The sequence below is a fragment of the Streptomyces millisiae genome (assembly GCF_031845425.1).
GTDB lineage: Bacteria > Actinomycetota > Actinomycetes > Streptomycetales > Streptomycetaceae > Streptomyces > Streptomyces millisiae.
In genome coordinates this window covers 1-22425 of sequence record NZ_JAVREM010000010.1, presented here as the reverse complement: position 1 = coordinate 22425, position 22425 = coordinate 1, and the positions used below count along the sequence as shown (strand labels likewise).

General features: G+C 75.8%; 14 protein-coding genes and 2 pseudogenes. 7 read left to right on the top strand and 9 right to left on the bottom strand.

The window, feature by feature from the left end:
* Positions 1-106: 106 nt before the first annotated feature.
* From RNC47_RS11545 to RNC47_RS11530, 4 genes are read left to right on the top strand one after another with little or no spacing between them, the layout of a single operon-like run.
* Entirely contained in the window at positions 107-2452 is a 2346-nt protein-coding gene (locus tag RNC47_RS11545) for a protein kinase domain-containing protein (protein ID WP_311597983.1), read from the top strand.
* Positions 2449-4011, top strand: a complete 1563-nt coding sequence (locus RNC47_RS11540) for a hypothetical protein (RefSeq protein ID WP_311597981.1) — start codon at positions 2449-2451, stop codon at positions 4009-4011. The genes RNC47_RS11545 and RNC47_RS11540 overlap by 4 nt, the downstream gene beginning before the upstream one ends.
* Positions 4008-6053 (top strand): AAA family ATPase, encoded by a 2046-nt coding sequence (locus RNC47_RS11535; RefSeq protein WP_311597979.1) that lies wholly within the window; start codon positions 4008-4010, stop codon positions 6051-6053. Before RNC47_RS11540 ends, RNC47_RS11535 begins: the two co-directional genes overlap by 4 nt.
* Positions 6050-6634, top strand: coding sequence for an FHA domain-containing protein (locus RNC47_RS11530; RefSeq protein WP_311597977.1), 585 nt, complete (start codon positions 6050-6052; stop codon positions 6632-6634). Before RNC47_RS11535 ends, RNC47_RS11530 begins: the two co-directional genes overlap by 4 nt.
* Before the next feature lie 28 nt (positions 6635-6662).
* On the opposite strand, the gene RNC47_RS11525 is transcribed toward RNC47_RS11530, so the two are convergent.
* Genes RNC47_RS11525 through RNC47_RS11515 form a run of 3 tightly spaced genes read right to left on the bottom strand, consistent with a single transcriptional unit; the run spans position 6663 to position 11538 of the window.
* The gene (locus RNC47_RS11525) at positions 6663-7322 is read right to left on the bottom strand and encodes an RES family NAD+ phosphorylase (protein WP_311597975.1); all 660 of its coding nucleotides are present in this window, start codon (positions 7320-7322) and stop codon (positions 6663-6665) included.
* A complete protein-coding gene (locus tag RNC47_RS11520; RefSeq protein ID WP_311597974.1) occupies positions 7322-8008 on the bottom strand; it encodes a hypothetical protein in 687 nt (228 codons plus the stop codon). The genes RNC47_RS11525 and RNC47_RS11520 overlap by 1 nt, the downstream gene beginning before the upstream one ends.
* The gene (locus RNC47_RS11515; RefSeq protein WP_311597973.1) at positions 8005-11538 is read right to left on the bottom strand and encodes a CHAT domain-containing protein; all 3534 of its coding nucleotides are present in this window, start codon (positions 11536-11538) and stop codon (positions 8005-8007) included. The genes RNC47_RS11520 and RNC47_RS11515 overlap by 4 nt, the downstream gene beginning before the upstream one ends.
* A gap of 187 nt (positions 11539-11725) precedes the next feature.
* On the opposite strand from RNC47_RS11515, the gene RNC47_RS11510 reads away from it, so the two are divergent.
* Both RNC47_RS11510 and RNC47_RS11505 read left to right on the top strand, forming a co-directional pair.
* Positions 11726-12295, top strand: a complete 570-nt coding sequence (locus RNC47_RS11510; protein ID WP_311597971.1) for a hypothetical protein — start codon at positions 11726-11728, stop codon at positions 12293-12295.
* Positions 12292-15936, top strand: a complete 3645-nt coding sequence (locus tag RNC47_RS11505) for a CHAT domain-containing protein (RefSeq protein WP_311597969.1) — start codon at positions 12292-12294, stop codon at positions 15934-15936. Before RNC47_RS11510 ends, RNC47_RS11505 begins: the two co-directional genes overlap by 4 nt.
* Before the next feature lie 79 nt (positions 15937-16015).
* Here the strand turns inward: RNC47_RS11505 and egtD are convergent, their stop codons facing one another.
* From egtD to RNC47_RS11480, 5 genes and pseudogenes are all read right to left on the bottom strand, one after another.
* On the bottom strand, positions 16016-16993 hold the full coding sequence (gene egtD, locus RNC47_RS11500; RefSeq protein WP_311598111.1) for an L-histidine N(alpha)-methyltransferase: 978 nt from the start codon (positions 16991-16993) through the stop codon (positions 16016-16018).
* 96 nt (positions 16994-17089) lie between these two features.
* A pseudogene (gene egtC, locus RNC47_RS11495) lies at positions 17090-17779 on the bottom strand (ergothioneine biosynthesis protein EgtC); the annotation flags it as partial.
* A complete protein-coding gene (gene egtB / locus RNC47_RS11490) occupies positions 17779-19119 on the bottom strand; it encodes an ergothioneine biosynthesis protein EgtB (RefSeq protein ID WP_311597967.1) in 1341 nt (446 codons plus the stop codon). The gene egtB and the pseudogene egtC, both read right to left, overlap by 1 nt.
* 20 nt (positions 19120-19139) lie before the next feature.
* Positions 19140-20384, bottom strand: a complete 1245-nt coding sequence (egtA, locus tag RNC47_RS11485) for an ergothioneine biosynthesis glutamate--cysteine ligase EgtA (protein ID WP_311597965.1) — start codon at positions 20382-20384, stop codon at positions 19140-19142.
* A 248-nt stretch (positions 20385-20632) separates the two neighbouring features.
* A complete protein-coding gene (locus tag RNC47_RS11480; protein WP_311597963.1) occupies positions 20633-21418 on the bottom strand; it encodes a phytanoyl-CoA dioxygenase family protein in 786 nt (261 codons plus the stop codon).
* Between the two features lie 71 nt (positions 21419-21489).
* Here RNC47_RS11480 and RNC47_RS11475 point away from each other — a divergent pair, with 71 nt between their 5' ends.
* Positions 21490-22302 carry a helix-turn-helix transcriptional regulator gene (locus RNC47_RS11475; RefSeq protein ID WP_311597961.1) on the top strand — a complete coding sequence of 271 codons (813 nt, stop codon included), beginning with the start codon at positions 21490-21492 and terminating at the stop codon, positions 22300-22302.
* Positions 22303-22320: 18 nt separating this feature from the next.
* Here RNC47_RS11475 and RNC47_RS11470 read toward each other — a convergent pair.
* A pseudogene (locus RNC47_RS11470) lies at positions 22321-22425 on the bottom strand (IS982 family transposase); the annotation flags it as partial.

The following is a 22425-nucleotide window of genomic DNA, read 5'->3' as shown; positions in this document are numbered from 1 at the left end:
CCGCCCGGAAAAGCACCCGAGGCCGACCGCGTTCACCCATTCGCGGCAGGGCGCGTTTCGCTAGAATTCAACTCGCCTGTTTCCGAGGGGAATTACGGTGATCGCCATGACCGATCCCGAAGGATCGGCGGCGGACGGCGGATCGCGCGGGCCGGGACGGCCGCAGGAACCGCCGCCGCCCACCGAGTACGAGCCGCGGCCGGAAACCGGGGGCATCCCGGCCACCGAGGCGGAGACCGAGAGCGGGACCGGAGGCCCGGCGGACGCCGGCCGCGGCGACACGTCCCGACTCCCGCCGCCGCTGCGGGCCCGATTCCGGCTCCGGGAACTGCTGCGCCGCCCGGAACGACCCGACCAGGCCGCCGTCTACCGGGTCCTGGACGACACCGGCAGCCACGTCGTCAAGTGGTACGACCGCGGCCGGGCGGGCAACCCCCGGGTCCGCGAGATCCTCAGCACCCGACAACTCCCGAACGTCGTCTGGCTGACCGAGACCGGCCGGATCGGCGGCCACCCCTACGAGGTGGCCCCGTCCTACGGCGACACCGACCTCGCCCAGTACCTGCGGGACCATCCGGGGCCCGCCGACCCGCGGCTGGTGCGCGCGGTCGTCACGCAGCTGCACGCCGCCCTGACCGCCGTGCACGGGCTCGGCATCGTGCACCGCGACGTCAGCCCCGCCAACATCGTGCTCGGCTCCCTCGACCCGGCGGACCCCGAACTCACCCTCGTGGACTTCTCCATCGCCGAGTACGCCCCCGAGGAGCGGCTCGCCGACCGGGACGCCTGGGCGGGCACGCCGCTCTACCTCTCCCCGCAGGCCGTGGCGCGCCGGCAGGTGATCCACCCACAGGCCGACTGGTGGGCCCTCGGGATGATCGTCGCCGAGCTGGCCGGCGGCCGGCACCCCATCCGGCACAGCCACTCGGGCTATGTGGACCTCGAACTGTCCTCGGGACCGCCCGACCTGTCCCTGGTCACCGACCCCCGGCTGCTGCCGCTCTGCCGCGGGCTGCTCACCCGGGACCCGGACCGGCGCTGGGGCTCGGCGCAGGTCGCGGAGTGGCTGGCCGGCGGTTCGCCCCCGGTCGCCCCGGCCGACTGGCCGTCCCCCGCCGCGCCCGACGGCCGGGACGTCAGGGCGTTCCCCTTCATGGGACAGGAGTTCACCGACCCGGTGCGGCTCGGCATGGCCTTCGACGGCTACTGGCGGCAGATGGAGCGCGCCCTGGCCCATGGCCGCGGCCGTGGCGCGTTCACCGACTGGCTACGGCAGTTCCTCGCCGCGCCTCGCTACGACCAGGCCGCCAGGGACGAACTCGCCGCGCTCATCGAGCTGCTCCAGCGCCGGCCGGGGCCGGCCACCCTGGTGCGCCTGCTGTCCTGGTTCGCGCCGCCGCTCGAACCGGCCTTCCGCGGCGAGCCGGTCGACCCGGCCCACGGCCTCGCCGATCTGGCCGCCCGCGCCGAGCACGACCAGCGGGCGCTCGCCATCGTCGAGGACCTGGCCGGGCACGAGATCCTGCCGCTGCTCGACGCCCGCCCCGGCGGCGAGGGGCTGGCCGGGATCCACCGGGACTGGCAGGCGGCGCGGCGCCGCTGGCAGCCGGGCGTCGAGGCCCTGTGCGCGGAGTTCCCCGCGCTGCGCCGGCGCATCCGCGACCACCCCGAGCTCACCGCCCGCGACGGGCGCCTGACGGCCCAGCTGCTGCACATCGCCGCGGCCCCCGAGCGCTGCCGCGACGTGCTCGACGACCACGTCACCCGGCGACTGCGGTCGCTGCCTGAGCCCGTCGACTGGTACCGCTGGCTGACCGGCGACCGGCGGGATCCGCTGCGGCTGCTGCTCGCCGACCGGCTCGCCGGCCTGGCGGAGGAGGAGTCCCACCGGTCCCGTGCCGACCGGCTCAGGGAGCACGAGGCGCGCCGGATGGACGCGGCGGCGGCCTGGCTCGGCGTCCAGGAGCTGCCCGCCACGCTGGGCTGGGCGGTCGGCGGCGCCGGCGCCGTGACCCTCCCCTGGATCTTCCTGGTCGGTCTCGCCGACGTCGCGAACCTGGCCCCCCAGACCACGGTGGTCACCGCCTGGGGCTACGCGGTGCCCGCCGCGGCGGCGACGTTCGCCCTGGAACTCTGGGCCGCCTACCGCGTCGGCTACCTGTTCTACCACCCGGAGAACTCGCTGGCCGGGCTGGTGATCCGCCAGGCCGGACGGGCCGCGAGGCCCGTGCTCCGGCACCGGGTGCTCGGCACCCTGGCCGTCGCGGCCGTGGTCGGCCTGCTGCTGGCCACCCTCGTCCTCGCCGCCTGGGCCTGGCCGGCGGGGACCGTGCTCGCGGTGGCCTGGTGGACCTGGCGGCGACACCGGGCGTGGCCGCTCCGGCGCCCCGGCGCGCCGGCCGGCCCCACGCTCGGCAACCGCCCGGCCAGCCCGACAGGAGAGACCCCATGAGCAGCGGATACGCGGTTCCCGACGTGACGTTCGTCGCCCCCGACGTCCAGTTCCCCGCCGTCCAGGCGCCCGCCCTCGACCTCGTCGACCTGCCGTCCGCCGACGTGATCACCGATCAGGTGCTGGACGTGCTGGGCACGGCCGTGCTCGGCCTCGGGGCGCTCAGCGGGGCGCTGCTGGCCGCCCGGGCGGCCATGGCCGGCACCCGGCTGCTGGCCAACGCGGCGGTCCGGGCCGCCGACGCCCAGTGCCTGCGGGGCGAGGAGCTGCGCCGCGCCCGGGCGTCCCGGGACCTCTGGCGGGACGCCGCCTTCGCGGTGTGCCGGGCCAACGCCAGGATCGACGCGCTGCGCGCCAGGATCGACCGTGACGGGCCGGCCGGCGGCCCGGGGCCCGACGGCCGGGGCCCGGCACCGCTGCCCGAACTGCCGCCCGCCCTCGACCCGGTGGGGCTGCGTCTCGACGACGTGCACCGCTGGCTCGGCGACACCGACCGGGCCGTCCGGCTGGTGGAGGCCGAGCTCGCCCGGCGCACCATGGCGGCGGCGGCCGCCGCCCTGGGCACGCGTGCCGGGGACGAGGCGGCCGCCCGCCGGGCGGCCCGGCTCAGGGCGCGCCGCGAACGCGCGCTGGCCGGCTACGCCGGGGCCGACACCGAGACGGCGGCCGGCGCGGCGCTGCCCGCGTACACCACCCCGCTGCCGGACGCCGGCGCGCTCGGCGAGGAGCGGGCCACGGAGCTGGGCGCCGAGCTGCTCGCCGGCCTCGACCCGGCGGTTCCGGTGGCCGAGTGCGTCGCGATCCAGCGGGCCGTCGGGCACGCCGTGGAGTTGGCCGAAGCCCGGCCGGCCGCCGCGGCCCGCCATCTCTCCGAGGCCCGCGAGCTGGCCTTCGCCGCCAACTGGCGGGCGGCCGACCGGCGGGAGACCGCGGAGTGGGCCGCCCAGCAACTCCGGTTCCTGCGGCAGCCGTTGCCCGAGGGCGTCGACCCGCGGCCCGAGCCGGGGGCGGAACTCGCCGCACTGGAAAGGATCCTGGCGACGGGTGAGGCCCCGGACCCGCGGCAGCGGGCGGAGATCAGCGCCCGGGTCGCCGCCCGCGAGGCCGCGCTCCAACGCGCCTACGTCTCCCAGCTGTTGCGCAGGGAGCTGGCGGCACTGGCCACCGGGGCGCGGCCGAGGACGCGGCAGGCCGCGCCCGGCGTCGAGCACATCGAGTGGGTGCCGCCCGGCTGGGGAACCGAGCACTGGCTGCGCTTCGCCCTGGACACCGGGGGCACCCTGCGGGTCCAGACCGTGCACCGGGCCCGGGCCGCGCACGAGGACACCAGGGAGGCCAGGGAGCTGGACCGGCGGCGTTGTCACGAGGCGGGTCAGCACGTCGCCCGGCTGGCCGAGACCGCCGCCGAGGCCGGCCTCTCGCTCGACCTCGTGTTCGACGGGAACCGGGTCACCGCCGACACCGTCCTGGACCACACCCCCGCCCCCGCCGCCGACCGGCGCCCGGACGACCAGGAGCCCCGGGCCCGCCGGCACCACCCGGGGGAGCAGCGCCCATGAGCCAGCACCTGCCGGGCCCCGAGGAGACCGCGGGCCTGGAGATCCCGGCCTTCGCCCAGGAGCTGGTCGGCACCCTGAGCGTGCACGCGCAGTACGTGCTGCACGGCAACGTCCGGGACGACTACCTCGTCAGCCGGCACGGCCAGGACCGCTACTTCAGCCTGGCCGGCCTGGTCTGGCACACCCTGCGGCTCCGCGGCTTCGACGCCCTGGTGCGCTACGACGTCGTGGACGGCTTCACCGTGCACCCCGCCGACGCGCTGCCGAACGTCGAACGACTGCTCGGCCGGGGCATGGTCGGCCGCCGCTTCCGCGGTCGGCTGCTGCGGGCCGACCAGCCCGCGCTGCTGGACCTCGAACCGCTGTTGCGCGCCGTCGCCACCGGGCTCGAACCGCCGCGGCGGCCCAGACCGGGCGCGGACCGGGGGGAGTTCGGCGCGGGGCCCGTCGAGCAGGAGAGCCCACAGCGGCTGGCCCTGCTGATCGACTACGCGGCGCGCATCCCCACCGAGGTCAACCGGCTCAGCGAGCGGGAGCGCGACTTCTTCCTCGGCTGCCTCAAGCTGGCCGACGACGTGGAGCCGATCCTCCACCACCGCACCGGGCGCACCCTGTTCAACCCCATCATCTGGCTGGCGGACGGCGAACGCGACCTGCCCACCTGGCTGGTCTCCGGCAGCGACCGGATCCGCACCATAGGCGTGCCGCTGCCCGACATGGAGGACCGCCGGCGCATGGCCCGCCTACAGGCCGCCGAACACGCCCAGAGCGCGGCGACGGTACCGCCCGGGACCGGTCTCTCGCTGCTGAAGAACGGCGAGCGGCCGCCGGCCGCCCACCAGGCCGACCGGGAGACGCGGGAGTTCGCCAGGGCCGCCGCCGGGCTCACACTGCGCGCCATGCGGGACGCCGTCCGGCTGGCCGCCGACCGTCGACTGCCGTTCGCCAGGATGCCCGACGCCGTCCGCATCTACCGGCTCGGCGTCGAGGACAACCCGTGGCGCCGGGGCCACATCAGGCACCAGATCCGGGAGGGCGAGGCGTACATCCGCGCCCGGGTCAGGGGCCAGGCGCCGGCGATCGGCAAGACCATGGACATCCTCAAGCGCGCCGCGCTCGGCCTCTCCGGCGCCCAGGCCGCGCATCCCGGACACCGGCCGCGCGGCGTGTTGTTCTTCGCCGGGCCCACCGGCACCGGCAAGACCGAGCTGGCCAAGTCGGTGGCCACCGTACTCTTCGGGCGCGAGGACGCGTATCTCCGCTTCGACATGAGCGAGTTCTCCGCCCCGCACTCCGCCGACCGCCTGGTGGGCGCGCCGCCCGGCTACGTGGGCTACGAGGCGGGCGGCGAGCTGACCAGCGCGGTGCGCACCGACCCCTTCCGGGTGGTGCTCTTCGACGAGATCGAGAAGGCGGACAAGGGGGTGCTGGACAAGTTCCTCCAGGTACTGGAGGACGGCCGGCTCACCGACGGCCAGGGCATCACCACCTACTTCAGCGAGTGCGTGCTGATCTTCACCTCCAACCTCGGGGTGATGACCGAAGACCCGGCGACGGGCCTGAAGCGGCGGGTGGTCGAGCCGGGCACGGACTACCAGGAGCTGGAGGCCACGGTGCGCGCCCAGGTGGAGCGGCACTTCGTCGAGGTGGTGGGCCGGCCCGAGCTGATGAACCGGCTGGGCGGGAACATCGTGGTGTTCGACTTCATCGGCGCCGAGGTGGCGCGGTCCATCTTCGACCTCCAGGTGGACAACATCAGGTCGCTGATGCGGCGGGACCAGCGGCTGCACCTGCGACTGACCGAGGAAACCACCGAGTGGCTGGCCGAGCGCTGCACCGCCGACCTGGACAACGGCGGCCGGGGCATCGGCAACGCCCTGGAGACGATGCTGATCAACCCGCTGGCGCGGGCCCTGTTCGAGGAGGGGGCGCTGCCCGAGGACACCGTGGTCACCGTCGACGCGGTGGGGCAGGAGCCGGACGGCACCGTGCGGCTCGGTCTCGACATCGCCCGACAGCCCGAGCGGAGCGCCGGATCGTGACCGACGAACAGCCCGTCGACGCCGACGACTGGGCCGACTGGGACGATCCGGACCTGGACCGCGGCCGCGGCGACGCGTTCGCCGACGACGCGTTACCCGGCGAACCCGAGGCGGAGCCCGCGGCGGTGCCCGAGACGGCGTCGGAACCGCCGCCGGAGCGGACCGCGGAGGCCGGGGCCCGCTGCTGGAACTGCGGCGAGCCCGTCGCCGGCCGGGCCCCGGACTGCCCCTCCTGCCTGAGCCCCCGCACCCACCTCGAACTGCGACTCGACACCCCCTGCCTGCGCGCGACGGCCGGGCCGGGGCGGCCACTGCGGCTCGGGCGCGACCCGGAGTGGGCGCCGGCCACCGCCGCCCCGCTCGGCGGCTCACCGGGCGTTTCCCGCCGGCACGCCACCATCACGGTGGAGCGGGACGGCACCGCCTGGGTGACCGAGGAGGCCGCCGGCAGCCTCAACGGCACCTGGGTCAACGGCCGCCGCGTCGAGCCGGCCGGCCGCCACCCGCTGCGGGGCGGCGACGAACTCACGCTGGGCCGGCGGGTGCGCGGCACCGTGTGGCTCCACGTGCCGCCGGCGTAGCCGCGGCACAGGGCCGGCCCCGGCCGGCTCAGAGCGGCGCCTCGGGCGGTGCGATCGCGGCCCGCAGGCCCGCCAGCAGCCGGTTGGCCTCCCGCCGGCCGGCCTCGGTGCCCAGGTCGAAGGAGTACTCGGGATCGGCCTTCAGCGCCGCCTCGCTGCGGCGGTCCCCGAACAGCACGTACGCCAGGCGCGGCCGGTGACGGCGTGACTGCCAGACCATCCCCTGCGCCCAGACGGCGTCCCGGCGCAGCGCCTGCGCCCAGTGCCTGGTCTGCGCGTAGCCGGCGCCCTCGGTCTCCAGCAGCCAGGAGTCCTGGCAGACCGCGGCCAGGTCCTCCTCGGTCACCAGCGCGACGAGTTCCAGCGGCGCCGAGGTGGTCAGCCGGGACAGCGAGTAGCGGGCCGCCTGCGCCCGGGGGATCAGCCGGGCGTTGGCCAGCGGGTCGAACTCCACGGAGCGCAGGAAGACCTCGGCCAGCGCGGTGGCCGGCTCCTCCGCGACGTACAGGTAGGGGAACGGGTCGTCGGCCGTCCCGTCGAAGCGGCTGCCCCCGAAGTGCGGGTGAGCGGCCACCGGGTTGAAGCCGGTGACGGGGTGCTGGGTGCGGTGGCAACGCCACAGCGGGGTGTCGGCGTCGAGGGTCAGCCGGTGCGGGGTCAGTCCGGGCGGGGGCGGGAAGGCAGGCATCAGTCCCCCTCCACCAGCGCCCGGGCCGCGGCCGTGAGCAACTCGTCCGGGACCCGCCCGATGAGGCTGGCCGGCGGGTCCGCGAGCCAGCGGTTGCCGGCGAGCCACCAGTCGGCCGCCCCCCAGGGGTCCTGGTCGGCCAGCAGCAGCCGGTTGATCCGGGCCACGACGGCGAACGGGCCGCCGTCGTCCGGATCGAACTGGAAGTCGGGGTAACGGGGGCCGCGCTCGGGGTCGTTCAGCCGGATCAACCCCGCCGCCAGCGGATCCACGGCGACCCGGGGATCGAGCTCGGCGGCGGACCGGGAGGGCGCGGCGAGCAGCCGCCGCCGCACCGCGGCGATGACCTCCCCCGGGTCGGCCTCCTCCTGCCCCGGCTCGCCGTGCCCGAGCGAGGCCAGCAGGCGCGGCAACAGAGTCCCGGCCCGCTCCGGCGCGGAGCCGGGCCCGGCCGGGCTCAGCCGGAGCTGGTCGACCGCGGCCTCCCGCACCGGGTCGCCGTCGGGCAGCGGCAACAGCGCCCGCCTGACCAGGAGCAGCGCGCGGCGCGCGGCGGTCCCGTCCCCGCCGGACTCGGACAGCGCCCGCACCGCCGCGAGGAGTTGGTCGAACTGGCCTTCCGTCAGCTCGCCACGGATCCGGTGCACGTGCCGGCCGATGAGATCGAGCAGCGCGTCGGCGTTCATCCCTCTGCCCTCCCATCCCCTGCCTTCCCCTTGCCCTCCGCCGGGCCGAACGGGCGTGGGCTGCCCTGGTGGATGAAGGCCGCCCAGGCCGGAATCCGGCCGAGCGACGGCCGTCGCACCTCGCGCCGCAGCTCCGGGCTCACCCCGGGCGGGGCCTGTCGCGCCGGGTCCAGCATCCACAGCTGGGCGGCGCGCAGCGCGTCGGCGGGTGCCAGCGAGCCGGCCGTCAGGTGGTGGTGGAACACCGCCATCAGCAGCGCCGACACCCCGTCCCGGGTCGTCCACCGGGTGCCGACCACGTCCGCCGCGCCGCGCGCCACGAACGCGGTGGTCAGGGTGAGCGCCTCGTCGTGGTCCCGCTGACTCAGATCGGTCTCGCAGGCGCTGAGCACCACCAGCGGACCCCGCTCGCCGGGGCCAGGCCCGCCCGTCCGGTCCAGGATGCGGGTGACGCTCAGCGTGCCGGGACCGTCCGGTGACTCCGCCAGGTCGAGCGCCGAGACGGTCGGCCGAGGGCCCGCCGAACCGTGCGAGGCGATGTGCAGCAGCGAGGCCGCCTCGCCCCCCGCCGCGCCGGGCAGCACGCCGAGCAACTCGTCCGGGGTGCCGGGGCCCCGCACCCGTACCGTCTCGTCAAGGAACCCCCCGTACAGCAGTGCCTCTTCATAGCAGGTGTCGCGCAGCGTGGTGACCTCCTCGGAGGCCCACAGCAGGTCGAGACGGGGGTCGGCGACCAGCACCGCGCGGTCGCGCGGCGGCAGCCGCCGGCGGCGGGCCGCGTCGAGGAACTGGGCTCCGGAGGCCGCGTAGGAGAAGACGGCTCGCGCGAGCGCGAAGCCGCTCCTGAGTCGCGCCGCGTGCCAGGGAACCACGCCCAGGTTGCCGCAGGGCACGAGGACGACGCGGGGCGGCGCGTCCCGGGGCCCGAGCCGGTCGAGCAGCGGCCCGACGACGGCGCGCCCGGCCCAGGAGCACAGCTCGTCGAGGGCGGCCTCCCACCGCTCCTCGGCCTCGGGTCCCGGACGGGTGGAGCGGCGCTCACCGGCGCGCAGGTAGTCCTCCAGCGGGCCGCGGGCGATCCGGCTCAGCCCGGGCAGCCGCAGCACCGGGTCGCCGCCCGCCCGGTCCAGGACCAGCGCGGCGCCGTCCGCGTCGCCGTCCCCGGGGATCAGGTAGACCAGCGCGTCGGCGCCGCAGTCGGCGAGGCCGGCGAGCAGTTCGGCAACGCCGGGCATGGACAGCAGCGGACGCCGGCCGTCCCCGCCCTGACGCAGCGCGTCCAGGGCCCGCCGGCGGAGGGTGCTGGGGATGGCCGAGTTGCCGTCGACATCGGCCAGCAGCGCGTTGACCGTGTGCCGCGGGCCCTCGGCTCCCGCCGGGCCGCCGGGCCATGGGCCACCCTCGGGCACGGCTCGCCGCCACTGCTCGGCCAGCTGGCGGTGACCGAGGGCAGCCAGCTGCTCCGGGACCCCCGACGAGGCGGCCGCGGCCCGCAGCACCAGCGCGCGGCCGGCCTCCAGTGCCGCGACCGCCGCCTCGACGTCCCCCTCGTCCACCGACCAGGCGGCGACGCGCAGCGCGCGGCTGGCGGCGTCCCTGGCCACCTGGAGCCCGTGCTCGGCCCCCAGCTGCATCAGCACGTCCTCGCCCACGACGCGCAGTGCGTCGAGGCCGGTGGCGATCGCGTTCCGCCGGTCGTCGAGCGTCGGGTCGCCGCGGGTGCCGTACGCCTCGGCCAGCTGCCACAGCACCTGGCCGGTGCTCCACAGGTCTCCGCCCTCGGCGAGCGCCGCCCTGCCCCGTTCCAACTCGTGGATCATGTCGTCGAGATGGGCCCGGTCACCGGTCAGCTCGTACGCGGACGACAGGGCGAGCGCCAGGAGCGCACGGGCGACCGCGCGCTGGTTCGCCGCCAACGACGCACCGTCCAGACCCGGGCGGAAGCGCTCGATCACCCCGACGAGCCGCTCCGGGTCACGCTCCAACTGCGCCGTGAACGCCAACAGGGGCAGGAGCATCATCGTCGGCAACGTGCGCAGCGTCGGCGGCAACGCGTCGTTCCCCTCCAGCAGCCGTTCGAGGTGGAAGACGGCGCGTCGCACGTCGGTGACCAGGCCGAGCACACTGGCCCGGGTCAGATGGGCCAGCGCGAGCAGGTAGCCGGCCTGGAAGGACAACACCGGCGGCAGCCCCGTCCCCTCCACGACGGGAAGCAACTCGCGGATCACCTCGTCGATCTTCTCCACGTCCTCCCGTGCGCCGGACAGCCCGGCCAGCTGGAGGAAGAGGTACGACAACCTGGCGGACAGGAGAAGCTCCCCCGCCGGGGCGTCGAGGAGCGCGGCCACATCGTCCGTCGGCCCGGGAGCGAGTTCGGCCAACCTCCGCAGCGCCGCCTCGATGTCCTGGATGTTGCCGCCCCTGGTGATCCTGGTGAGCATCGGCAACGCGGCGATTCCCGTCCGGGCCAGGTCCACGAGCTCGTGGTCCGGCGGCAGGCTCTCGGCCCCCCGGCGCAGCTGTGCCACGCTGTCGACGGCGTGCTCGGCCTGTCCCGTCCGCACCGCGAGGAGCGCCCTGCCCAGTCCGCCGAGCAGCACGTCGGCCGAGGCGTCGGCGCCCTCGGCGGGTGACGTGGGCGCGGCGCCGAGGAGTTCGACGAGCTGGCCCAGCTGGTCCGTCCCGATGAGTCCCGGCGTCTGGGTCTCGACCCCCAGCAACATGGCCGCCGTCTCCCGTCTCGCCTTCTCCTCGCTCGCCGGGTCGGACCGGGCGGGCAGCCCGTCGGTTGGCGCCGGCGGAGGCTCCGTGGGCCCGGTGACCCGCGTCGGCAGCATCGTGCGCATGGTCCGCAGCAGCGCCAGCGTCTGCTCGGCGTCGGGCACCCGATCCCGCTGCTCGGCCAGGGTCCGCTCGAAGAACCCCAGCATCCCCTGGTAGTCCCCGCCGGTCGCCAGCCGGTGGAACGTGGCCAGCACGGACTCGAGCCGGGACAGTTCGGGATCCAGCGGGCTCGGGGGCAGCGTCGCCCGCAGCTCGGCCAGCACTTCCTTCGCCTCGGCCATCTCGGCCAGCAGCCGCGCGTCGTTCATGGGATTCCGCATCGACCATTCGATGACCTGGTCGAGGCCGGGCTGCTCGCCGTTGGGTCCCCACTGGGGCATCCGGCTCAGCAGCAGCGCCAGCGTCAGCCGGACCCGGAACCGGTCCTCGGGCCCGAGTCCGGCTGCTCCGCGCACCGCGCGGAGCAGCCGGATCCCCTCCTCCCGGTCCCCGGCCGAGTCCGCCCCCCGCAGGTAGCGCTTGCCGTACAGGCAGCCGAGCCGAGCCCGGAGCGTCGCCGCCCCGGGATCGTCCGGCGCCCGTCGCGCTTCGGCCTCCGCCAGCTCCCGGACGGTCGAGTCCAGGATCCCGGGATCGGTGGCACCGGATGCCGGAGGCCCCCCCGACGCGGCCGCGACGTTCGAACTCGTCGGGAGCCTCGGCAGCAAGTCGTCGGCTCTCCGCAGCGCTTCCTCGACCCCCGCCATGGCCCCTCCTCCGGACAGTGCCCTCCCGTTCATCTTGGGGATCCTGGGCCACCGCGAAAGGTGCCAACGGGCGTTCGGACAGAAAATGACCTGTCTATGCCCAGCCGGCACGCTGCGAGCCGGGCCCCCTCCCGGTTTCAATGGAGATCGGAACCATCACCGGAGGCCGCCGCACCAGGGAGGGGACGTGAACGGGACGGTGGAATCCCTGCTGGTCACGGGGATGGCGGTGTTGGGCACCCTGATATCCGCGGTGCTGACCCAACGTCAGGCCAACCGTTCGATCACCCAGGAGCTCAACCGACTCGACCAGTGGCGCACCGCCGACCGCGAGGAGCAGGCGAAGCACGACGCCCTCCTGGTCCACCGCGCCGGCTACACCGCCCTGAACACCGCCGCCCGACGCTATCTGGCCGCCCTGACCAACCAACTGCACGCGCTCCGGCTCGGAACCGGGCTCGACACGACGACCGCCGAGCTCCACCGGGCCCGCGCCGCGCACGCCGACTCCTACGCCGAGATCCAACTCATCGCCCCCACCCCCGTGCTCGCCGCGGCCCGGACGGTGAACCACCGGCTCAACCACACCTACGGGATACTGATGCGCCTCACCAACGGAACGCCGGGCCCGGACGACTCGCCGGACGCGGCCCAGGCCCGGATCACCGAGCTGTGGAGCGCCGGCCTGCCCGAACTGCGGGAGCGGATGCGGCTGGACCTCGACCTCCCCAGCACCCCGGGGATTCCCGGCCGATGACGATCCCGCAGCGCGACGACGAGGTCGCGGCGTTCCGCGCCTGGGCCGCCGTCGCCGTCCGTCAGGCGCAACAGCTGTGGCCGCACGCGCGGAAGAACCCGCGGATGGCCGTGGTGCGGTTCGTCATCGAGCATCTGGCCACCGTCGAACGGCTGTTACCGGCGGAGGACCCGGCCCGGGCGACCGTCGTGCCCTGGCTCGGGCTGCTGATGAAGGCGTGGGCCGAGGGCCAGCCGCAGGCCGATCCCGGGGAGCTGGCGGCCGCCCTCGACCATCTGCGGTGGACCGACCGCGCCAGGCCGTTGGACGACCGGCTCGCCATGCGGGCCAGGACCGAGCTGACCGGACTGCTCGTCCCGGCCGAGATCCCCCCGGAGGCGCGCGACGGCTCGGGGCCGCCGGAGCTGGTCGAGTCCCTGCGGGCGCGGCTCACCGAGGCCCTGAACGTGCTCTCGCGTGTCGTTGCCGGCGACCTGGCGATGCGGGAGACGGTGCTGCCGGCCATGGAGCGCGTCGCCGCGCTGCTGTCCTCCCTCCCGGGCCCGTCGGAGAACAGCCCGCCGGCGCCGGCGCTCGGCGCGGCCGAGGCGGCGGAGACCACGGCCCCCGCGCCGCCCCACGACGAGGCCGCGGGGGAGGCGCTGGCCGCCGCCGTGCGGGAGGTGGCGCACCTGGCGGGCCGTGACGGGGTGTGGTGCATGCGCCTGCTGTTCTGGCTGTGCCACACGGCGGACCGCACCCGGGTCGCCGAGGCGGACGCCGAGCGGGAGCTCGCCGACCTGGGGCTCGACCGGCCGGTCCTCACGCCGCTGCGCGAACTGTTCGCCGCGCTCAGGACGGACGGGCGGGACCCCCGGGCGCTCGCCGCGCGCGTCGGCGGCGTCGCGCGAGCCGTCAGGGAGACGCTGCTCGCCCTGCCCGCCGAGGGGACGCGACGGATCCGCCTCGCCAAGCTGCACGCGGCCCTGCTCGTGCAGGGAAACCTCCTGCTGCCCGAGTCGCTGGACTTCTCCGAGATGGACGCGGCGGTGACCCGGCGCGATCCCGACCCCGAGGCACGTGCGGCCTGGCCGGGCAGGATCAGCGCGGAGTGGTACCTCAACGTCATGATCGACAACCTGTGGGGGGCGAGCGGCGAGATCGATCACCTGGAACGGAGCGTGGCCTGGCTCCGGGACGCGATCGACGCCCTGCCCACGACGGGGAGGAGGGCCGCGACCACCCGGCGGTTCCTGTCCTACCTCCTCGCCCAGCGCCTCGTCACCGCCGGCCGGCTCGAAGGCAGCCTCCAGGACGGCGTGGCCGCCCTGACCATGGCCGAGGGGCTGTCCGTCGCCGACGAACGCGACAACATGGTGGCCGTGTTGAGCCTCATCGCCGGGGAGCAGGTGGCGCGCCGCGGCCTGGACCAGGCGGCGATGGACCGGCTGACGGAGCAACAGATCAAGCGGCTGACCGACTGGTACGCCACCCCCGCGCCGGACGCCGGCGTCCGGGTCACCGTCGCCGGCGGGCTCGGCCACGCCTACAAGGCTCGTGCCAGCCGCACCGGAGACCCGGCCGACCGCTCCGCCGCCGCCCGCTACCTGCGGGAGGCGGTGGACATCGACCCCGCCACGATCCCGCTCCGGTACGCCCCGTACTACCCCGTCTTCCGGGCCCAGTTGATGATCGCCCTGGCCGAGGTGGACCCCCGCCGGGAGGTCGTGGACCGCGCCGTCGCCGAGGCCCACGCGGTGATCGAGGGATCGAGGATGTACCGCCGCGAGGAGGGCCGGCTGCGGTTGGAGCTCGGCCGGGCCATGCTCCGCGCGATCACCCACCGCAGTGACCTCAGCCTGCTCGACCCGTGCATCGCGGAGCTCAGCCGGGCCCGCGCCCTGGTCGCCGAGGGCCACGGCCCCCCGTTGCACGTCGAGGTGCTGATCGAGCTGTCCAAGGCCCACTGGACGAGCGCGATGACCGGTGGCGGGCACGCGAGCGAGGACCGGAAGGCCAGCCGCGCCCTCCGCCGCGAGGCGCTCGAGGTGATGGCCATCGACGTGCTTCGGCAACTCGGCGCCGAGGACGCCCTGTCGGTGGCCAGGGCCGCGACCGGCGAGGCCCTGTGGCTGGCCCTGCGGTGCGCCGAGGACCGTCGCCCGGCCGAGGCGGTGGAGGCGCTCGAGCTGGGCCGGGCCCTGGTGCTCAGGACGGCCGCCGCCGCCCCCAGCGTGCCGCGGCTGCTGGCCGACCGGGGGCACGCCGACCTGGCCGAGGGATGGCGGGCGCAGGCACCCCGGCATCCGCTCCGGCCGGCGAGCGGCACGGAGGAGACGGCGCGGGACCCGGGGCCCGGCCTGCCCGGCAGCCTGCGACGCAGGGCGCTCGCCGCGCTGGGCGTCGGGAAGGGCGCCGGCGCCCGGGAGTTGCTCGGCACCCCCGACATCGCCGCCCTGAGCGCCGCGCTGGCCGCCTCGGGGGCCGACGCGCTGGTCTACCTGGTCCCCGGCGAGGGCTTCCGCCCCCACATCCCGGGACGCGCCCTGGTGCTGCGCCCCGGATCCGTCGAACTCACCGTGCTCGCCCTCCCACTGCTGCTCTCCCCCGGCAGCCACCAGCTGGACCGCTACCTCACCGCCACCGCCGAGCGCACCCGCCAGGCCGCCGCCCAGGACGCGTCGCCCGCGGCGCGCGACGCCGCCGAGGCGGAGTGGCAGGCGGCGCTCGGCGACCTGTGCGACTGGGCCTGGGCCGCCGCCGTCGGGCCGGTCCTCGGCTCCCTCGAACCCCTCGGCCGGCCGCCGCGGATCGTGCTGGTCCCCTGCGGCCCGCTGGGCGTCGTCCCCTGGCACGCGGCGCGCCAGCGCATCCTGCTCGGGGGAGACCGGTACGCCTGCCAGGACGCGGTGATCAGCTACGCCCCCTCCGGGGCGCAGTTCCTGAAGGCCGCCGCCCGCGACCGGCTGCCCACCGCCGGGCACCGGGTGCTGGTCACCGACCCGCGACTCAGCCTGGCCTGGGCGGAGATCGAGACGGAGGCCCTGCGCGCGGCCTGCTACCCGGACGCCCACCGGTACGGCGAGTTCGTGGCCGCCGAGGGTGTGCCGGACGCGCCGGGAAGCTGCGCGGACCTGCTGGCCGTGCTGCCCGGTGGCGGCCGGCCGGCAGCGGTCCTGCACGTGTCCTGCCACGGCGTGGCGGGCCCGAGCCCCACCCGGTCCGCGCTCTCGCTGGCCGACGGGGAGTTGACCGTCGCCCGGATCCTGGACCACGCCGAGGCCGCGGCACCCGGTGCGGACGGCCCGCTGGTCGTGCTCAGCGCCTGCGAGACCGACCTGAGCACGGGCGACCACGACGAGGCACTGACCCTCGCCACGGCCCTGGTCGCCCGGGGCGCGGCCGACGTGGTCGGCTCCCGCTGGGCCGTCAGGGACAGCGCGACCGCGCTGATGATGGCCGTGTTCCACGACTTCCTCACCGGCCAGGGCCTCGCCCCCGCCGACGCGTTGCGCGCCGCCCAACTGTGGATGCTCGACCCGGACCGCCGACCGCCGCCCGGCCTCGGCGACCCGCTGCGCCGCGAGGCCGCCCGCGCCGACCTCGACCGGATCCACCTGTGGGCCGCCTTCACCCACCAGGGCAACCCGGCCCCACGCTGAGCTCGGCGCCGAAGGACCGCACCCGCGCTGACCGGTGGCCGGGCGGACCAGGTCCGCCCGGCCACCTTCCGCGCCGAGGCTACGTCGGGACCGCCAGGAGGAGCGCGAAGCGACCGGCCGGGTCGGTCCACCAGCGGCGGACGGTGAGGCCGCCTCGTTCGAGCTCGGCGGTGAGGGCGTCGCGGCGGAACTTGCACGACAGCTCCGTGCGCAGGTCCTCGCCCGCGGCGAGTTCGAGCGTGAGATCCAGGTCGGGGATCTTGACGGTCTGGGTGGCGCGGGAGCGCAACCGCATCTCGACGCGTTCGAACTCCGGGTTCCACAGGGCGACATGGTCGAAGCGGTCGGGGTCGAAGTCGGCGCCCAGTTCGCGGTTGAGGACGCGCAGCACGTTCCGGTTGAACTCGGCGGTGACGCCGGCCGCGTCGTCGTAGGCGCGGACCAGGACCTCGGGCTCCTTGACCAGGTCGGCCCCGAGCAGCAGCACGTCGTCGCCACTGAGCGCGCGCGACAGAGACCGGAAGAACGCGTGCCGCTGCGGCTCGTCGAAGTTGCCGACGGTGCTGCCGAGGAAGGCCAGCAGCCGCGGTCCAGGATCCTCGGGCAGCACGAGCTCGGACTCGAAGTCGGCGACGGTGGCGGAGACCGCGAGCCCCGGGTAGTCGCGGTGGATCGCGGCCCCGGCCGCTTCCAGGGCGGGGACGCTGACGTCCAGGGGCGCGTAGCGGCGCAGCGTGCCGGCGGCGGTCAGCGCGTCGAGCAGCAGCCGGGTCTTGCGGGAGGAGCCCGAGCCCAGCTCGATCAGGGTCGTGGCGCGGGTCAGCGCGGCGATCTCCGGGGCGCGGCGGACGAGGATCTCCTGCTCGGCGCGCGTCAGGTAGTACTCGGGAAGGCGGGTGATCCGCTCGAACAGGTCACTGCCGCGCTCGTCGTAGAACCACTTGGGGGAGAGGGAGCGGGGTGCGCGGCCGAGCCCTTCGCGCACGTCCGCGTGGAGGGTGGTGGTGACGTGGTCGGCGGGCAGCCGGTCGTCGAGCGTGAAGCCGTCATCGGCCATGGTGCGTGGTTCCTTGGAGTGGGGGAGCGGAGGGCGCAGGGGGATGATCCGCACGCCGGCCGTCGTGGCCAGCAGCAGCGAACGGTCGGGGACCTCACGCCAGTCGCCCGGCGCGTCGTCGGGTTCCGAGGCGACCAGGACCGTGGCCGGTCCCGCCCGGAACCAGAGGGTGTCCCCCCAGGCGGTCGCGGCGATCACGCGGCCGTCGGTGAGGAGGAGGTTCAGCCGGGCGGTGGGCCGGGCCGCGCCGACCCGGCGGACCACCGCGGCCAGCGCGCCGGCCGGCGGTTCGCCCCGCCGCAGCCGGCGGGCGACCAGGGCCCACAGCAGGGCCGAGTCGCTGTGCGCCTCGACCGCGAGCGCCTCCGCGGTGGTCAGCCCGGTGGGCAGCCGGGTCCAGTCGGGGACGGCGCCGTTGTGGCTGAACAGCCAGCGCCCGTCGCGGAAGGGCGCCGCCGCCGACTCGTCCTGGGTGGTGCCGGCGGTGGCCGAGCGGACCGCCGCGAGCACGGCGTGGCTGCTGATCGTCCCGGCCAGCTCGGGGAAGTTGGCGTCGGCCCAGACCGGCACCGCCCGGCGGTAGCGGGCGGGCCGGGGGAGGCCGGCGTCGCCCTCGGCGGCGTCCGGCGCCGCCGGGTACCAGCCGACGCCGAACCCGTCGGCGTTCACCGTGCCGTGCCGCTGCCGCGCGGGCCGCCAGGACTGCTCGTACAGGCCGCGCGCCGGTTCGGTGAGCAACCGCGCGAGCGTCACCGGCGGCCCCAGGTAGGCGAGGTGACGGCACATCAGGCGCGGCCCTCCCCCGAGGCGTCCCTGGCGGTGCGGAAGCCGGCGAAGATCTGCCGCCGGACGGGGAAGTCCCAGTTGCGGAAGGTGCCGCGGCAGGCCACCGGGTCGACGGAGAAGGCGCCGCCGCGCAGCACCTTGTAGTCGGGGCCGAAGAAGACCTCGGAGTACTCCTTGTAGGGGAAGGCGGTGAATCCCGGGTAGGGCGCGAAGTCCGAGGCCGTCCACTCCCAGACGTCGCCGACCAGCTGCCGGGCGCCGCTCGGCGCCGCGCCGGCCGGGTAGCCGCCGACCGGCGCCGGCTGGAGATGCCGCTGGCCGAGGTTGGCGTGCTCGGGCCCCGGCTCCGCGTCGCCCCAGGGGTAGCGGCGGGAGCGGCCGGTGGCCGGGTCGTGGCGCGCCGCCTTCTCCCACTCCGCCTCGGTCGGCAGCCGCCGCCCGGCCCACCTGGCGTACGCGTCGGCCTCGTACCAGCACACGTGCAGCACCGGCTCGTCGGGCGGGACCTCCTCGACGACGCCGAACCGGCGGCGCAGCCACCGGTCGCCCTCCCGGCGCCAGAACAGCGGCGCCTCGAGACCGGCCGTCCGCACGTGCCGCCAGCCCTCCGGGGTCCACCAGCGGGGCTCGCGATAGCCGCCGGCCGCGATGAACTCCTGGTAGGCGGCGTTGCTGACGGGCACCGTGTCCAGCCAGAACGCGGGGACGTCCAGCACGTGGTGCGGGCGTTCGTTGTCCAGCGCCCACGGGTCGGTGCTGGTGCCCATCGTGAACCGGCCGCCGGGGACCAGCACCTCCCGGGGCAGCGTGGCCACGTCGGCGGGCGCGGGCGGCGGCGCCGGCGCGTGCAGGACCGGGGCGCCCTCGCGCAGTTGCAGGGTGGCGAGCATCGTCTCGTCGTGCTGCTGCTCGTGCTGGGCGAGCATGCCGAAGACGAAGCCGTCCGCCAGCAGCGGGTCTGGGTTGTCGGGCGAGGTGTCGGCGCCGTCCAGCACCTCGAGGGCCGCGGCGCGGACGGCGGTCAGGTAGTCGCGGGCGGCGGCCGGCCCCAGCAACGGCAGGGCGGGGCGGTCGGCGCGCGGGTGCCGGAAGGCGTCGTAGAGCGGGTCGAGGTCGGGACGCAGCCCGGCGCGCCGCCCGGCCGTGCGCACCAGCCACAGGTCCTCCTGGTTGGCGATGTGGGCCAGGTCCCACACCAGGGGCGACATCAGCCGCGAGTGCTGGGCGACGAGATCGGCGTCGGTGACCGGGTCGGTGAGGCGCAGGGTCCGGCGGCGGGCGGTCTCCAACGCGGCCCGGGCGGCGACGGACATGGTGGTGCCGTGGTGCTGGTTCGTCATGGCTTGCCCTTTCGGACGGGTCACGCGCGGCTGAGCGCGTCCAACTGGTCATGGGCGGGACATCGGCCACGTTCCGGATAGCGCTCGGCGAAGTCGGCCAGCGCCCGCCGCAGCGCCGCGGGGGCCCGGCGGCGCGCCAGGGCGCCGTCGGCCGCGGCGAAGCAGACGCGAGCCGCCTTCGCGAGATCCGGATCGGCGAGACCGACACGGGCCGCCCGTCGCCAGACCTCGTCGACGGGAAAGGGCTCGGGGTCCCGGCACAGCGGCTCGGTCGCCGCCAGGGCCGCGTCGCGGGCGGCGGGGTCGTCGAGGAGGGTCGCCGCCAGGACGGTCGGCACGATCCAGCCGTCGCCGTGCTGGGCGTCGATCATCCGCAGCTCCAGCCAGCCGCGCGGTCTGACCGGTGGGAAGAGCGTGCCGAGGTGGTAGTCGAGGTCGGCCCGCGTGGCGGGCCTGAGCCCCGGGACGCCGCGCAGCCAGTCGCGGAACGTCAGCCCCGGCGGCGCGGACCAGTCACGGTCGTCGGCGCCGCGGACACACATCACCCGCGCGTCGAGCGCGTAACGGCTCCAGGAGACGCGCGGGTCGGGGTGGTGGCGGGGGTGTCGGGTGCGGCCGGCGTCCATCCGGGCCCAGAGGGCCTGCCGGGTGGAGAGCCATCCGGTCGGGCGGCCGTCCCGCAGGGGGGAGTTGGCGAAGGCGGCGACGAGGACGGGGCCGATCCGGTGGGCGAGTTCCCAGCGGCGGCGGTATCCGGAGAAGCCGTCGGAGTCGTCCCCGGAGTCCAGGTTGACCTGTACGGAGGCGGTGCGCCGCATCATCACGCGGCCCCAGGGGCCCTCGCGGTCGAAGAAGCCCTCCATGGCCCGGTAGCGGGGATGGTCGAGCACCCGGGGCGGCTCGCGGTACGGGTCCAGGCCCTGGCCGACGAGCGCCAGACCGGCGCGGTCGACGGTGTCGCGCAGCGCGGCGAGATCCGCGGCCGTCGCCTCGACACACGCGGCGAGCGAGCGGGCCGGCGGCGAACTCAGCTCCACCTGGCCACCCGGTTCTCGGGTGAGCCTGCTTCCCCCGGGGAGCGTGTCCGCGGCGGCGACCGGCGTGAGGGCCGCGATCAGCCGGTCGTCGGGGACGGGGAGCCGAGGGTCCCGGCGGTCCTGGACCAGCCACTCGGTCTCCACGCCGATCCGCTCGGGCGGTCCGGTCTTGAAGCACACGCCACGCACATACGCTTCCGCCTCCTGCTCTCTCAGTTCTTCCCGCATCGACTCCGCTCCCGTCTCTCCCGTCGGACGACGCGGCGCGGTCGGAGCGGAACGGAGCGACGAGCGTGAACCGCTCCGACCACGCGTGGGTCGTACGTCGACGTCGGCTTCGGTGATCTTCAGGTGCCCGGGTGGTGGGCGACCCGGCCGGCGAGTGCGCACGGCCGCGTACGGCTCCTCCTATACCCACATCGGGTCCGCCGTGCGCCTCTCCCACGTCGACGCCGGCCCGGCGTCCCGGGCCGCGCTCACCGCGGGGCGGGCCCGAGGCGCGGGAAGTGCGCGTCCGGCAGCCGGTCGCCCGGGGCCAGGCCGAGCGGTTCGGTCACCGGGTGGGCCGGCTCGGGGGCGAGGCGGGTGTCGGCGTCCACGTAGATCACGACGTGCGCGACGCGCGGGTCATCGGTGTGGTTCGGCGTCGCGGTGTGCGCCAGCCGGGAGTCGTGGAACGTGCAGTCGCCGGCCCGCAACGGCACGGTGACGCGCGGCCGGAAGCGCAGCTCGGGCGCCAGGTTCATCAGGTCGTCGCGGTCGGTCAGGTCCTGGGCGCGCAGCCCCGTCAGCCGCTGGCTGCCGGGGATGAACGTCATGCAGCCCCGTTCCGCCGGCACGTCGACCAGCGCCACCCAGGCGGACAGCGCGTGCCGGGAGCCGGTGTGCGGCCAGTACGGCTGGTCCTGGTGGAACTCGGTGGCGGCGCCGTTGTGCGGCTCCTTGATGAGCAGTTGGTCGTGCCACAGCCGCAGCGGGACGCCGGCCAGCCGGGTGGCGATGGCCGCCAGACCCGGGTGGAGCGTCAGCTCGCGCAGCTCCTCGTCGTGCCGCCACAGCTGGAGCAGTTGGGTGAAGGCGGCGCCGGAGTGGTGGTCGGCCAGCCGCTCGCGGGCGGCCAGCGCGGCCTTCGCCCACCGCGCGGCGTCCGGTCGGGAGACGACGCCCGGCAGGTGGACGAAACCGTCGCGGCGGTAGCGGGCGACCTGCTCGTCGGTGAGCGTGCCGGGGGAGGTGCGGGGGTGTTCGGTGGTCGATGTCATGCGCCTCACGCTCGCAGGCGCCCGCCCACCGGGACAGCACGGAACCGCTCGACGTGTAGCACAATCCCGTCATGCACCGGGTGCGCAGAGCGGACGTCTTCCCGCCGGGCGAGCACCACGTGGTGGCCGAGCGCCACGAGCTGACCGAGGCCACCGCCGCGCACAGCCACGACTTCCTCGAACTCGCCGTGGTGACGGGCGGCAGCGCGACGCACGTGTCGATGGCGGGCGAACGGCGGCTGGAGCGGGGCTCGGTGGTGCTGCTGCGTCCCGGCGACTGGCACGGCTACGACGCCTGCGCCGGTCTCGCGGTCCACAACGTCTACGTCGGGTCCGAGGTGCTCGACCACGAACTCGCCTGGCTGCGCGCGGATCCCCGGTTCGCCGAGGCGCTGCACGGCTCGGCCGTGCTCCCGCCGCTGACCGGCGCCGGGCTGGCGCTCGCGGAGTCGAGCCTGGCGGCGCTGGCCGCGGGTGGGGCGCCACGGGAGGTGCGGGTGGGTCTGCTGCTGTGCGTGCTGGGTGGGGCGCTGCCGCCGGGCGGGGAGCCGCCCGCGCGGGCGCACCCGGCGGTGACGGCCGCGGCGCGACTGCTGGAGCGGGACGTGGCGGCGGGGTGGACGGTCGAACGCCTCGCCGCCGAGGCCGGGTTGTCCCCGGGACGACTGGCCCGGCTGTTCACCCGGCGGATGGGGGTGCCGCCGATGGCGTACCTGGGGCGGCTGCGGGCGGAACGCGCGGCGGCGCTGCTGATCGAGACGGACCTGCCGGTCGCGGCGGTCGGGCGCCGGGTGGGCTGGCCGGACCCCAACTACGCCAGCCGCCGCTTCCGCCGGCACTTCGGCCTCAGCCCGGCCCGGTACCGGGAGCGTTTCCGGGCCTAGATGAGTAAGTCCTAATGGTTAGTGGTCGTAGGCGGTCAGCGATCGTGTGATGGGCTGGCCGGTGGTGCGGTTATGCCAGATGGCGCAGGTCAGGGCGAGGATGCGTTGGCCGATTCGGGCGAG

What these genes read in the sequence shown, in the direction of transcription:
- RNC47_RS11545 (WP_311597983.1), top strand. Translation starts at nt 107, where the DNA reads ATGACCGATCCCGAAGGATCGGCGGCGGACGGCGGATCGCGCGGGCCG.
- RNC47_RS11540 (WP_311597981.1), top strand. Translation starts at nt 2,449, where the DNA reads ATGAGCAGCGGATACGCGGTTCCCGACGTGACGTTCGTCGCCCCCGAC.
- RNC47_RS11535 (WP_311597979.1), top strand. Translation starts at nt 4,008, where the DNA reads ATGAGCCAGCACCTGCCGGGCCCCGAGGAGACCGCGGGCCTGGAGATC.
- RNC47_RS11525 (WP_311597975.1), bottom strand. Translation starts at nt 7,322, where the DNA reads ATGCCTGCCTTCCCGCCCCCGCCCGGACTGACCCCGCACCGGCTGACC.
- RNC47_RS11520 (WP_311597974.1), bottom strand. Translation starts at nt 8,008, where the DNA reads ATGAACGCCGACGCGCTGCTCGATCTCATCGGCCGGCACGTGCACCGG.
- RNC47_RS11515 (WP_311597973.1), bottom strand. Translation starts at nt 11,538, where the DNA reads ATGGCGGGGGTCGAGGAAGCGCTGCGGAGAGCCGACGACTTGCTGCCG.
- RNC47_RS11505 (WP_311597969.1), top strand. Translation starts at nt 12,292, where the DNA reads ATGACGATCCCGCAGCGCGACGACGAGGTCGCGGCGTTCCGCGCCTGG.
- egtD (WP_311598111.1), bottom strand. Translation starts at nt 16,993, where the DNA reads ATGGCCGATGACGGCTTCACGCTCGACGACCGGCTGCCCGCCGACCAC.
- egtB (WP_311597967.1), bottom strand. Translation starts at nt 19,119, where the DNA reads ATGACGAACCAGCACCACGGCACCACCATGTCCGTCGCCGCCCGGGCC.
- egtA (WP_311597965.1), bottom strand. Translation starts at nt 20,384, where the DNA reads ATGCGGGAAGAACTGAGAGAGCAGGAGGCGGAAGCGTATGTGCGTGGC.
- RNC47_RS11480 (WP_311597963.1), bottom strand. Translation starts at nt 21,418, where the DNA reads ATGACATCGACCACCGAACACCCCCGCACCTCCCCCGGCACGCTCACC.
- RNC47_RS11475 (WP_311597961.1), top strand. Translation starts at nt 21,490, where the DNA reads ATGCACCGGGTGCGCAGAGCGGACGTCTTCCCGCCGGGCGAGCACCAC.